The following is a 12822-nucleotide window of genomic DNA, read 5'->3' as shown; positions in this document are numbered from 1 at the left end:
TGCCGGGCACCGGCGCGTCCGGGACGGGCTACCGTTCCGAAGAGCGCCAGGTGAGGGGAAGGGGTATGACATGGAGGGCCAATCACGGCCGCTGCTGATCGTGGACGGGGCCAATGTGGTGGGCTCGGTGCCGGACGGCTGGTGGCGGGACCGCCGGGGTGCGGCGGAGCGGCTGCGCGACTCCCTGGCCGGGATCGCCGCCGCCGGGCTGCCGGAGGGCGGCGGGGCGCCGTCGTGGGCGTGCGGCGGGCCGCTGGAGGTGCTGCTGGTGGTCGAGGGGGCGGCGCGCGGGGTGGCCGAGGTGCCCGGGGTCCGGGTGGCGTCCGCCACCGGCAGCGGTGACGACCTGATCGTCCGGCTGGCGGCGGCCGAGGGGCCCTCGACGGGGCGGCGCTGCCTGGTCGCGACGGCCGACCGCGAGCTGCGCTCCCGGCTCACCGCACTCGGCGCCGCCGTGGTCGGCCCCCGCACCGTACGACCCCGCTGAACCTGGCCGCACCCGCCGCCCCCGCTGCCGACCCCGCCCGGCGCCCCACCCGCGTCCCCCGCTCGTACCTGCACCGTACGACCCCGCCGAACCCGGGGGCGCCCACCGACCCCACGCCGCCAAGCCCACGCCCCAGCCCCGCCCGGACCCCACCCACGTCCCCTGCCGGCAGCACCCCGCCGTACGGCCCCGCCGAACCCGGGGGCGCCCACCGACCCCGCGCGGCGCACCCTCACCGCCGCCCCCACGCCCCGCCCCCGCGCCGACCGCGCCCCCACTGCCGACCCCGCCCGGCACCCCACCCGCGTCCCCCGCTCGCACCCCAGCCGGCACCCCGCCGTACGACCCCGCCGAACCCGGGGGCGCCCGCCGCCCCCACGCCGCCAAGCCCACGCCCCAGCCCCGCCCCCGGTCCGCACCGCACGCCCCCGCTGCCGACCCAGCCCGGCGCCCCGCCGCCCGGCGACGCCGCCGGTCCGCCCCCCTCCGCGCGGCGCTGCCCCCGCCGACATGCCAAGGCCGCGCGGAAGGGGGATGCTGGCGGTTGGGAGGAGCACCGACCAGCAGCGGGTGGGGCGGTGGGCAGCCGGCCCCGCAAGAGGACACGCAGATGACCCGTCCCTCGGGCACCGAGGAGTTCGACCGCGCGCTGGCCGACGGTCTGGTGAGGGCGATCCAGGCGGCCGGCGGTTACGGCGGCGGTGTCTACCTGCGCTCGCACAGCGGCTGCTCGCTGGTGCTGGCCGCCGTCGCCGGGGTGCCCCGCTCGCTGCTGCGGGCCATCTGGCGGGTGCCGGTGTCCGGGCCGTTCCCCGCGCCGGAGGCGTACCGCACGGGGCGCGGCATCCAGCTGGCCGACGCCGGTGAGACGATGCGCCGCTATCCGCAACTGGCCCTCGCCCTGCCGTACCAGTTCGCCTCGCTGTACACCCCGGTGACCGACGCCCAGGGCCCCGTCGGCGTCCTGGTGGTGCTGCGGGCGGCCGCCCCGGGGCGGCTGCTCACCAGCACGGCCCGCCGCCGACTGCGGACGGCCGCCAATCGGCTCGGCGCCGCGCTGGCGGTGCTGGACGGGCGCGGGCTGCCGGCCGAGTGGGACGCGGAGCCGATCACCGTCCGGCTGCCCGCCGCGTCGCCGCCCCGGGTGCGGGTCGGCCAGTTCGACTGGGACCTGGCCAGCGGGGTCTTCACCGCCGACGAGGAGTGCTGCCGCATCCTCGGCACCGACCCCGCGTCTTTCGGTCACACCGTGGAGGCGCTGGCGGCGCGGGTGGTGCCGGAGGACGCGTACGAGTTGCAGGTCGCCGCCCGCAAGGCGGTCGGCTCGGGGCCGCTCTCCCCGCACCGGCTGCGGGTGCGCGGCCGGTGCGACCGGGTGCACCTGATCGAGTTGTGGGCCAGGGCCGTCAGGCCGCGGGCGCCCGGCGGGGGCGCTCCGGCGCAGGGCCCGACGGAGCGGCTGGTCGGCGGCCTGGTGGACCTGGGCAGCGGGGTGTCGGCGGCCGAGGCGGTGGAGCGGCTGCCGGACGGCCTGTTCTCGCTCGACCAGGACGGCCGGTTCACCTTCGTCAACGGCCGGACGGAGGCGCTGCTCGGCGCCGACCGCGACGAGCTGCTCGGCTGCCAGCCCTGGGACGTGCTGCCCTGGCTCTCCGATCCGGCGTACGAGGACCGCTACCGGGCGGCGATGTTCTCCCAGGAGCCGACCTCGTTCCTGGTCCGCCGCTCGGCGGGCCACTGGCTGGATTTCACCCTCTACCCGGATGTGCACGGGCTGACCGGCCGGTTGGTGCGGGCGGAGCCGCCGCCCGGCGAGGACGGCGGAGGCGGAGGCGGAGGCGAAGGCGGCCTGGGCGGCGAGCCGGCCGGAGTACCGGCGCCGGCCCACACCCCCACCAGGGCCGGGGCGCTGTACCAGGTGCTCCAGATGGCCAGTGCGCTGACCGAGGCGGTGACCGTCCGGCAGGTCTGCGAGGTGGTGTCCGAGCAGTTGCTGCCGGCCTTCGCCGGGCAGCAGCTGGCCGTGTACGAGGTGCTCGACCGGCAGCTGCAACTGGCCTGGCAGCAGGGCTACCCGGAGGGGCTGCTCGACGCGTTCGAACGGGTGTCGCTGCACGCCCGGCTGCCCGCCGTGGAGGCGCTCACCTCGGGCAGCCCGCGCTTCTTCGAGTCCAACCGGCAGCTGACCGCCGCCTATCCGGGCGTCGCGATGGGCCCGGCGCGCTCCTGGGCCTTCCTGCCGCTGATCGCCTCGGGCCGACCGGTGGGCTCCTGCGTGCTGGGCTTCGAGCGGCCGCGCACCTTCACCGCCGAGGAGCGCACCGTGCTGACCGCCCTGGGCGGGCTCACCGCGCAGGCGCTGGAGCGGGCCCGGCTGTACGACTCCGAGGCGGCGGTGGCCCAGGGCCTCCAGCGGGCCCTGCTGCCGCACCGGCTGCCCCGGATCGCGGGGGTGGAGACGGCGGGCCGCTATCTGCCGGGCACCCGGGGGATGGACATCGGCGGGGACTGGTACGACGTGATCGAGGCCGCCGACGGGGTGGCGGTGGTCATCGGGGACGTGGAGGGGCACAGCGTCGCCGCCGCGGCGGTGATGGGGCAGCTGCGCAGCGCCGTCCGGGCGTTCGTCACCGGCGGCCAGTCGCCCGACGGGGTGATGAAGTGCACCAACCGGCTGCTGGCCGATCTGGACACCGGCCTCTTCGCGACCTGCTGCTATGTCCACCTCGACCCGGCGACCGGGCGGGCCAGGGCGGTGCGGGCCGGGCACCTTCCGCCGCTGCTGCGCGGCCCCGGCGGGTGCACCGAGGTGGTCGACATCGCGGGCGGGGTGCTGCTGGGGGTGGACCGCGACGCCCGCTACCCGGTCACCGAGCTGGAGCTGCCGTACGGCTCGGTGCTGGCGCTGTACACGGACGGGCTGGTGGAGCAGCCGGGCTCGGACATCGACCAGGGCATCGACCGGCTGCGTTCGGCGCTCGCGCACACGGCCGCCGACTCGCTGGACGGGACGGCGGAGCGGCTGGTCCGGGAGGCCGGGCGTGATCCGGACCGGCTGGACGACATCGCGCTGCTGCTGACCGGTCGCTCGGCTGGGGCTCCAAGCTGAGACGCAGGAAGCTCTCAGTTTTTACTCAGTTTTGGCTCCTACATTGTCCGTCATTGATTGAATCGATACCGATAACAGACGGCAGGAGCACGGCAGGCATGGCGCAGGGTACGCATCGTCCCCAGTCGGAAGCAACGGCTCCCTCTCCGGTGGACCCCCCTGCCGCGCGGCGGAGCCGGTCCCTGCTCGCCCATGGCGTGATCCGGTTGGTGCCGCCGGTGCGGCGGCTGGTCGCGCAGCGCGACCGGCTGCGGGACGAGTGCCGCCGACTGCGGCAGGAGGGCGAGCAGACCCGCCGGGAGCGCGACGCCGTGCGCGGCGAGCGCGACAACCTGCGGATCGAGCGGAACGCCCTGGTGCTGGCGGCGTCGGACCGGCCGGGCGACGGGCGCCGGGCGGCCCCGGCCGACCGCGCGGCGGACGGTCCGGCACTCGGCTACCTCTTCATCCTGACCTACGGCCGGTCCGGGTCGACCCTGCTCCAGAACCTGCTGAGCACCCTCCCCGGCGTGCTGGTGCGGGGCGAGAACCAGGGCGTGCTGTACGACCTGTACCGGTTCCACAGCAAGGTGCTGCACCACCGGGACCGGCTGGCGGGAAGCAGTCCGCTGCCGCCGTTCCACCCGTGGTGGGGCATCGACGGCTATCCGGAGGACGCGGCACTGGCCGAAATGCGCCACCTGGTGCTGGAGACCCTGATCCGCCCCCGTCCGGAGTCGCGGATCGTGGGCTTCAAGGAGATCTGCTGGCCGGAGGAGGACCTGGCCGAGTATGTGGCGTTTCTGCGGCAGCTCTTCCCGGGGGCGCGGTTCGTCTTCAACACCCGGCAGTTGGCCGACGTGGCGCGCAGCAAATGGTGGGCCACCATGCCGGACGCACTGGATCGGCTGACCCTGATCGAGAAGCGGATGGCGGCGGTGGTCGAGGACCTGGGGTCCAGCGCCATCCGGGTCCACTACGACGACTACTGCGCCGATGTGGAGGCGCTCCGTCCGCTGCACGAGTGGCTGGGAGCGGAGTTCGACGTGGAGCGGGTGCGGACCGTGATGGCGGTACGGCACTCGTACTGAGCGGGCGGCTGACGCCGCTTCAGCCTGACGTATGTTCAGAAGCTGCACACAACGGGCGGCCCGCCAACTGGGTGTGTTCAAAAGGTTGACGCGACCGCGTCGGCCGGGCCAGCATGCCGTTGCACAGCAAGTCAGCCGCCACGTCATTGGGAGCGCTCCCACTCCGCTCCGGCCCCCGTGGTGTTCCCCTCGCTCGGACTGCTGGTCTCGGCAGTCCGTCCCACTCTGGTCGAACCGTACGAGGAGACCCATGGCCACCATCAACCCCACCACGCCCCGACGGCGGCGCGGTGCCCGCACCCCGATCGCGCTGTTCGCCGCCGCCGCGGTGGCCGCCACGGCAGCGATCCTGGCCCCCGCCAACGCCCAGGCTGCGGTCGGTGACGGCCCCTGGCACACCTCCGGCGGCCAGATCGTGGACGCTGCGGGCAACCCGGTGCGGATGACCGGCATCAACTGGTTCGGCCTGGAGACCGCCAACTACTCCCCGCACGGACTGTGGTCGCGCAGCTACAAGGACATGCTCGACCAGGTGAAGTCGCTGGGTTACAACACCCTGCGGATTCCGTTCGCCAACCAGCTGTTCGACGCCAGCTCCAAGCCCAGCAGCATCGACTACAACAAGAACCCCGATCTGCAGGGCCTGAGCGGCATCCAGATCATGGACAAGATCATCGACTACTCGGGGAAGATCGGGCTCAAGGTCTTCCTGGACCAGCACCGCCCGGACTCCGGCGGTCAGTCGCCGCTCTGGTACACCACCGCCTACCCCGAGTCGCGCTGGGTCAGCGACTGGGTGATGCTGGCCAACCGCTACAAGGGCAACAACACCGTGGTCGGCGCTGACCTGCACAACGAGCCGAACGGCGCCGCCACCTGGGGCAGCGGCAACACCGCCACCGACTGGCGACTGGCGGCCGAGAAGGGCGGCAACGCCATCCTGGCGGCCAACCCCGACTGGCTGATCATCGTCGAGGGCAATGAGTGCTACGGCCCCGGCGGCACCAGCGACAAGTACACCGCCGGCACCGACTGCACCTGGTGGGGCGGCAACCTCCAGGGCGCGGCCACCGCGCCGGTGCGGCTCAACAAGCCCAACAAGCTGGTCTACTCGGCGCACGAGTACGCCACCTCGGTCTACCGCCAGCCGTGGTTCGACGACGCGTCGTTCCCCAACAACCTGCCGGCGATCTGGGACAAGAACTGGGGCTACCTCAAGAAGAACGGCACCGCTCCGGTGCTGGTCGGTGAGTTCGGCAGCACCCTCACCGCGACGGCGGACCAGCAGTGGCTGACCAAGCTGATGTCCTACATGGGCAAGGGCAGCAACGGCTTCGACTTCACCTACTGGTCGCTCAACCCCGACTCGGGTGACACCGGCGGCATCCTGAAGGACGACTGGGTCACGGTCGACTCCCTCAAGCAGGGCTTCCTCCAGCCGTACCTGCTCCCGGTCGGCAGCACGCCCACCAACCCGACCAACCCGCCGACCAACCCGCCGACCACGCCGCCCACCACTCCCCCGACCAAGCCCCCGACGACGCCGCCCACCACGCCGCCGACCACCCCGCCGGCGAGCGGCTCCTGCCACGTGACCTGGACGCCCAGCGGCTGGCCGGGCAACTTCCAGGCGGACGTCACCATCAAGAACACCGGCACCGCGCCGCTCAGCTCCTGGAAGCTGGCCTGGACCTTCGCCGGTGACCAGAAGGTGACCAACTCCTGGAACACGGTGCTCACCCAGTCCGGCAAGTCCGTGACGGCGGCCAACGTGGACTACAACGGCTCCATCCCGGCCGGCGGCACCGCCAACTTCGGCCTCCAGGGAACCGTCACCGGTTCGGACAGCGTGCCCAGCAGCTTCACGCTGAACGGTGCCACCTGCTCCTGACCTAGGCCTCCCGGCCATCCGACTGCGGCGGGCGCCCATCCCCGGGACGCCCGCCGCACCCCGGGTGGCGGCCGCTCCACCCCGGCGGCCGCCACCTCCCGGCGGCGGCACTCAGTGCCGCCGCGCCGTGTTGACCGGCCGGCCCGGACGCCAGCTGCGGATCACCAGTTCGTCCCCCTCGACCTCGGTGAGCACGACCTCCGCCAGGTCCAGCCGGAAGGCGTGGAACGGGCCGGGCGGCGGTGGGACGGCCACCCGGTAGGCCGCCAGCTCGCCCTCGTCGGTGATCTCCACCGCACGGCCCGCCAGCTTGGCGTCACCGCCCGCCATCGAACCGTCGCCGGGATTGGTGTGCAGGGCGAAGCGGCCGTCCCGCTGGAGATCGCGGGCCTTGACCGCCTGCCACATCGAGCCGAGCGTCAGGTCGGGGCCGCACCGGCGGACCTCGGTGCCACTGACCCGGGGTGAGCCGTCCTTGCGCACGGTGGCCAGCACATGGTGCTTGTACGCCTCGACGCGGGCCCGCACCGCCGCCGCCAACTCGGGTGCTTCCCTCTCGAACTGCTGCCAGGTCGCCATGGGGCAGAGTCTGCCATCGGGGTACGACAACGGCCCCGGCCCGACAGCAGCCCCAGCACGACAGCAGCCCCGGCACCACGACGGCCCCGGCACGACCGCGACCCGGGTACGACCGGGGCCCCGGCACGACAGCCGCTCGGGTCAGCGGCGCACCAGCCGGTAGATCACCGTGTCACCGGTCAGCCCCACCATCTGGTAGTGGGCGTCCAGCAGCCGTTCGATCTTCGGGATGTGCGCGGGCGCGTACGGCGCCTTGCCCGAGTCGTCCACCACGATCTCCGGCAGTCCGTGGCTGAGCTCCTGGTCGAAGGTCTTCCAGGCGTCCTGGACGCTGAACTCCTCACCGACCTTCTCGTCGCCCTTGCCGCCGCTGTAGTTGGTCAGGAAGCCGGCCGTCAGATAGCGGCTGGCCGGGCGTCGGCCGGCCAGCCAGTACATCTCCGGGTGCATCCCCCAGACCAGCATGGTGTCCGTGGGCCCGGTCTGCTCCGCCACCGCCAGGGCGACCTTGGCCGACCGGTCCAGCCGCTGGTCCGGCCAGACCAGCGCCAGGCCCCAGAAGACGCAGGAGGCGACGGCCGTGTAGACCAGCACCGGCCGCCAGCGCAGTGCCGAGGTGGACACCGCCCCGACGCCGAGCAGCACCAGCGGCGGTATCAGCTGGAGGTAGTAGTGGCCGAAGAAGTGGAAGCCGGTGGAGACGGCGAGCCCGGCGGAGACCAGCCAGACCCACAGGTCGGCGGTGGAGCCGTGCGCCGTACCGAGCGTGGGCGGCACACCGCCCGCCCGCACCGCCCGGCGGCCGGCCCGCAGCCGCCGGACCAGCGGCAGCACCAGGCCGAACGCGGCGGCGGCCAGAATGGCCAGATTGCCCAGCGCCCGGCCGATCATCAGCAGCAGCGCACCGTCCAGCGAGGCGTAGTCGCCGCTGCCGGTGACCACCCAGAACAGGAAGCCGCGGGGCTTGGTGAGGGTCGCGGCCACCAGCGCTATCGGGATGGCGAAGCCGGCCAGCACCTTGCCGAGCGCGGCGGGCCGGTGCACCCCCCGGTGGCGGCCGTCCTGGAAGAGCATCCAGAGCACCGGCAGCAGCACGGCGCCGCCGGTCTGCTTGGTGAGCGCGCAGACGGCGGTGGCGATGCCGGCCGCCAGCCAGCGGCGGCGCTCGGCGTAGTGGAAGGCGGCGACCATGCTGGGCAGCATGAAGACCTCGAAGGTGGCCGCCTGGGTGTCGGTCGGTGACAGCCCGATCGAGATCAGCAGGTAGAGCACGCCGGCGGCGGCCCCGGCCCGGTCGCCCCAGCGGCCCCGAGCCAGCGAGACCAGCAGCACCGCGGTGACCAGGTGGGCGACGATGGCCAGCACCCGCAGCGGCCAGAGCGAGAGCGACCCGAAGACGGCGAAGGCGGCCTCGTACAGCCAGGGCAGCAGCGGCGGCTTGCGGTCCACCACCGTGTCGTACAGCACACCGCCGTCGGCGAGCATCCGCGCCTGGGTGGCCAGGAACCCCTCGTCGGGGCTCCACACCGGGCGGACGAAGGACGGCAGGTGGGTGAGCACGGCCAGCAGTGCCAGCGCCGGAACGAGCCCGGTCCAGTAGCCGGTGCGCAGGCGCGCCGGCAGCCGCGCGGTGAGCGCGGTGAGTCGATCGCGGGTTCGGTCCTCGGGCACGAGGGACAACCTACCGGGCGGTGCCGACAGCGGGCTCCCGGGTTTCCGGAGCGGGGCCGCGCCGGGGGTCGTCACGCGCCGTCGCGGTCCGCCCCGGGCGCGGGCCGCGCGGTCAGGCCGAGGCGGCTGTGGCGCCGTCCGTACAGGAAGTAGAGGACGATGCCGATGGCCATCCAGATGCCGAACCGCCACCAGGTGGCGATCGGCAGGTTGAGCATCAGCCAGAGGCAGGCCAGCACGGCGAGGGCGGGCACCAGCGGCACCGCCGGGGTGCGGAAGGCGCGGGGCAGGTCGGGCCGGGTGCGGCGCAGCACCACCACGCCCACCGAGACGATCACAAAGGCGAACAGGGTGCCGATGTTGACCAGTTCGGAGAGTTCCTGGAGCGGGATGACCCCGGAGACCATCGCGACCACGAAGCCCAGCAGCAGGGTGGTCTTCCAGGGGGTGCCGAAGCGCGGGTGGATGTCGGCGAAGGTGCGGGGCAGCAGGCCGTCCCGGCTCATGGCGAAGAAGACCCGGCTCTGGCCGAGCAGCAGGATCATGGTGACCGAGGTGAGGCCGGCGATGGCGCCCACGCTGACCAGGTTGGCGAAGACGTCCTGGTGCACGGCCTTGAAGGCGTCGGCCAGCGGCGCGTCGGTGGAGAGCCGGGTGTACTTCTCCATGCCGGTGACCACGATCGACACCAGCATGTAGAGCGCCGTGCAGATGGCGAGCGAGCCCAGGATGCCGCGCGGCACGTCGCGCTGCGGGTTGCGGGTCTCCTCGGCGGCGGTGGCGACGATGTCGAAGCCGATGAACGCGAAGAAGACCACCGCCGCCGCCGTGAAGATCCCCATCACGCCGAAGGTCGAGGGGGTGAAGCCGAAGAGGGCCTGCACCAGCGGGGTGTCTCCGCCCGATCGGCCGGGGGTGGGCTGGGAGGGCGGGATGAAGGGGTGGTAGTTGGCGCCCTTGATGAAGAAGGCCCCGGCGACGATCACCAGCAGCACCACCGTCACCTTGATCCCCACGATCACCGTGGTGACCCGGGCGGAGAGCTTCATCCCGGCCATCAGCACCCCGGTGAGCAGCAGCACCAGCAGCGCGGCCGGCAGGTTGAAGCCCCAGGAGCCGTCCGCGCCGCCGCCGGCGACGGCGGCGGGCAGTTCGATCCCGGCGCTGGCCAGCAGCGACTGCACGTACCCGGACCAGCCGACGGCGACCACCGCGGCGCCCAGGGCCAACTCCAGGATCAGGTCCCAGCCGATGATCCAGGCGGGCAGTTCACCGATGGAGGCGTAGGAGAAGGTGTACGCGGAGCCGGCCACCGGCACGGTGGAGGCGAATTCGGCGTAGCAGAGCGCGGCCAGGGCGCAGACGATGCCGGCGGCGGCGAAGGAGAGGGCGACCGCCGGTCCGGCGTAGTCCTTGGCGGCGGTGCCGGTGAGTACGAAGATGCCGGTGCCGATGACGACGCCCACGCCGAAGACCACCAGGTCGAGCGCGGAGAGCGATTTGCGCAGGGCGTGCTCGGGCTCCTCGGTGTCCGCGATGGACTGCTCGACCGGCTTGGTGCGCAGCAGTCCGCGCGGAGCGGTGCCGTGATCGCTGCTGGCGCTGGACGGTGTCGCCATGGATACGCCTCCCGAGGATTGTCCGCAGCTCTGCGGATACCCTCGCCGCGCGGTTCCAAGGCGCGCCGCCGGTTTCTTCACCCGGCTCAGGTGGTCGGCCGGGCCCAGGTGGTCACTCGGGATCAGGTGTGGTCACCCGGAATCAGCTGCGGTCACCCGCGATCAGGGCCGGGAGGACGCGAGCGGGGCCGGGAGCGTTCTGCTCCCGGCCCCGGTACGCGGCTCTGCGCCGGGGTCAGGCGTCGACCGGCTCCGCGTCCAACCTGGCCACCAGGGCGGTCACCTGGCGCGCGATGTCCGGCGCGGTGAGGCCGATCTCGGCGAGGATCTCCTCGCGCTTGGCGTGGTCGAGGAACCGCTGCGGGATGCCGAAGTCGCGCAGCGGTACGTCCACGGCGGCGTCCCGCAGGGCCTGCGAGACGGCGGCGCCGACCCCGCCGACCCGGCCGTTGTCCTCGACCGTGACCACCACGCGGTGCTCGGCGGCCAGCGCGGGCAGCGCGGCGTCGACCGGCTTGACCCAACGCGGGTCGACGACGGTGCTGGTGATGCCCTGGGCGGCGAGCAGGTCGGCGGCCTCCAGGCAGGTGGTCGACATGGCGCCGACCGAGACCAGCAGCACATCGGCGCGGCGGGGGCCGGTGGCCCGGTCGCGGTAGTCGGACGTGAGGTCGGCGGCCGGGTCGACGGGCGAGGTGTCGCCGCGCAGGACGTCCATGCCGCCGATCCTGCCGAGGGAGGGGACGGCGGGGCCGACCGCGCCCTTGGAGTAGCGGACCACGGTGGGGGCGTCGTCCACGGCGACGGCCTCGCGGAGCTGGGCGCGCAGCTGGTCGGCGTCGCGGGGGGCGGCGAGCCGCAGGCCGGGGACGACCTGGAGGATCGACATGTCCCACATGCCGTTGTGGCTGGCGCCGTCGGAGCCGGTGACGCCGGCCCGGTCCAGCACGAAGGTGACGCCCAGCCGGTGCAGGGCGACGTCCATCAGGACCTGGTCGAAGGCCCGGTTGAGGAAGGTCGCGTACACCGCCACCACCGGGTGCAGGCCGCCGGTGGCCAGCCCGGCGGCGGAGACCGCGGCGTGCTGCTCCGCGATGCCGACGTCGAAGACCCGCTCCGGGAACTGCTTGGCGAACGGCGCCAGGCCGACCGGGTGGAGCATCGCGGCGGTGATCGCCACGATGTCCGCGCGCTCGCGGCCGAGGGCGACCATCTCCTCGCCGAAGACGCTGGTCCAGTCGCGGCCGGCCGACTTCACCGGCAGCCCGGTGTCGGGGTGGATGACGTTGACGGCGTGGAAGCGGTCCTCGTCGTTCTGCTCGGCGGGGCGGTAGCCGCGGCCCTTCTCGGTGAGGCAGTGCACGATGACCGGGCCGCCGAAGCCGCGCGCCCGCTTGAGCGCGGACTCCAGCGCGGCGATGTCATGGCCGTCGATCGGGCCGATGTACTTCAGCCCCAGGTCCTCGAACATGCCCTGCGGTGCGATGAAGTCCTTGAGGCCCTTCTTGGCGCCGTGCAGGGTCTCGAAGAGCTGCTGGCCGACCACCGGGGTGCGCTGGAGGGCGTCCTTGCCCCAGGCGAGGAACCGCTCGTAGCCCTGGGTGGTGCGCAGGGTGGCCAGGTGGTTGGCCAGGCCGCCGATGGTCGGGGAGTACGAGCGCTCGTTGTCGTTGACCACGATGACGACCGGGCGGTCCCGGGCGTCCGCGATGTTGTTGAGCGCCTCCCAGGCCATGCCGCCGGTGAGCGCGCCGTCCCCGATCACGGCGACGACCGGGCGGTCGGGGTGGCCGGTGAGCTGGTTGGCCTTGGCCAGGCCGTCGGCGTAGCCGAGCACGGTGGAGGCGTGCGAGTTCTCGATCACGTCGTGCTCGGACTCGGCGCGCGACGGGTAGCCGGACAGGCCGCCCTTGGTGCGCAGCCCGGAGAAGTCCTGCCGACCGGTCAGCAGCTTGTGGACGTAGGACTGGTGGCCGGTGTCGAAGAGAATCCGGTCACGCGGCGAGTCGAAGACCCGGTGCAGGGCCAGGGTCAGCTCCACCACACCGAGGTTGGGGCCGAGGTGGCCGCCCGTCCGCGAGACCGCGTCGACCAGGAACTCCCGGATCTCCTCCGCGAGGTCCGCCAGCTGTGCGACGGTAAGCCGGTCGAGATCACGCGGTCCCCGAATGCGGGTCAGCAAGGCCACCCGTTCCTCCTTCTTCGCAGGTCAGCGGGCGTGTCCGCGAGGTGCGCGGCGTCCCGTCGCCGGGACGGGTCCGGCGGCACCGGGGCGTCCCGGCCTGTCGCAGTCTAATGTCCACCCCTCGGACAGGGGATGCCCCGGTGCGCTTCCCGGGCCCGGCGCGCCCCCGGCAGCCGTAGCGCCGGGGCGCCGGGCATGCCGAGGCCCGGCA

Annotated in this window: 8 protein-coding genes; 4 read left to right on the top strand and 4 right to left on the bottom strand. The window is 73.3% G+C overall.

Annotated elements, in window-relative coordinates:
- Window positions 1–70 precede the first annotated feature (70 nt).
- The 4 genes from ACIQGZ_RS24825 to ACIQGZ_RS24810 all read left to right on the top strand — a co-directional run bounded on the left by ACIQGZ_RS24825 (window position 71) and on the right by ACIQGZ_RS24810 (window position 6557).
- Window positions 71–487 (top strand): NTP pyrophosphohydrolase, encoded by a 417-nt coding sequence (locus ACIQGZ_RS24825; RefSeq protein ID WP_402605582.1) that lies wholly within the window; start codon window positions 71–73, stop codon window positions 485–487.
- 610 nt (window positions 488–1097) lie between these two features.
- Window positions 1098–3596, top strand: coding sequence for a SpoIIE family protein phosphatase (locus tag ACIQGZ_RS24820; protein ID WP_402605580.1), 2499 nt, complete (start codon window positions 1098–1100; stop codon window positions 3594–3596).
- Window positions 3597–3745: 149 nt separating this feature from the next.
- A complete protein-coding gene (locus tag ACIQGZ_RS24815) occupies window positions 3746–4666 on the top strand; it encodes a sulfotransferase (RefSeq protein WP_402605579.1) in 921 nt (306 codons plus the stop codon).
- Window positions 4667–4916: 250 nt separating this feature from the next.
- A complete protein-coding gene (locus tag ACIQGZ_RS24810) occupies window positions 4917–6557 on the top strand; it encodes a cellulase family glycosylhydrolase (RefSeq protein ID WP_402605577.1) in 1641 nt (546 codons plus the stop codon).
- Between the two features lie 111 nt (window positions 6558–6668).
- Here ACIQGZ_RS24810 and ACIQGZ_RS24805 read toward each other — a convergent pair whose 3' ends face one another.
- The 4 genes from ACIQGZ_RS24805 to dxs form a co-directional block, all read right to left on the bottom strand.
- Window positions 6669–7136, bottom strand: a complete 468-nt coding sequence (locus ACIQGZ_RS24805; protein ID WP_402605574.1) for a pyridoxamine 5'-phosphate oxidase family protein — start codon at window positions 7134–7136, stop codon at window positions 6669–6671.
- 141 nt (window positions 7137–7277) lie between these two features.
- The gene (locus tag ACIQGZ_RS24800; protein ID WP_402605571.1) at window positions 7278–8807 is read right to left on the bottom strand and encodes an ArnT family glycosyltransferase; all 1530 of its coding nucleotides are present in this window, start codon (window positions 8805–8807) and stop codon (window positions 7278–7280) included.
- A gap of 71 nt (window positions 8808–8878) precedes the next feature.
- A complete protein-coding gene (locus ACIQGZ_RS24795; RefSeq protein ID WP_402605569.1) occupies window positions 8879–10426 on the bottom strand; it encodes an amino acid permease in 1548 nt (515 codons plus the stop codon).
- Window positions 10427–10661: 235 nt separating this feature from the next.
- A complete protein-coding gene (dxs, locus tag ACIQGZ_RS24790) occupies window positions 10662–12614 on the bottom strand; it encodes a 1-deoxy-D-xylulose-5-phosphate synthase (protein ID WP_402605567.1) in 1953 nt (650 codons plus the stop codon).
- Window positions 12615–12822 lie beyond the last annotated feature (208 nt).

It is taken from the genome of Streptomyces sp. NPDC092296, from assembly GCF_044755465.1.
In the GTDB taxonomy this organism is placed as follows: domain Bacteria; phylum Actinomycetota; class Actinomycetes; order Streptomycetales; family Streptomycetaceae; genus Peterkaempfera.
The sequence above is the reverse complement of the archived record's forward strand: the minus strand, read 5'-3'. Positions and strand labels throughout refer to the sequence as shown.

Bases quoted from the DNA above. Each gene is read 5' to 3' on its own strand.
- ACIQGZ_RS24825 (WP_402605582.1), top strand. From the start codon at position 71: ATGGAGGGCCAATCACGGCCGCTGCTGATCGTGGACGGGGCCAATGTG.
- ACIQGZ_RS24820 (WP_402605580.1), top strand. From the start codon at position 1,098: ATGACCCGTCCCTCGGGCACCGAGGAGTTCGACCGCGCGCTGGCCGAC.
- ACIQGZ_RS24810 (WP_402605577.1), top strand. From the start codon at position 4,917: ATGGCCACCATCAACCCCACCACGCCCCGACGGCGGCGCGGTGCCCGC.
- ACIQGZ_RS24805 (WP_402605574.1), bottom strand. From the start codon at position 7,136: ATGGCGACCTGGCAGCAGTTCGAGAGGGAAGCACCCGAGTTGGCGGCG.
- ACIQGZ_RS24795 (WP_402605569.1), bottom strand. From the start codon at position 10,426: ATGGCGACACCGTCCAGCGCCAGCAGCGATCACGGCACCGCTCCGCGC.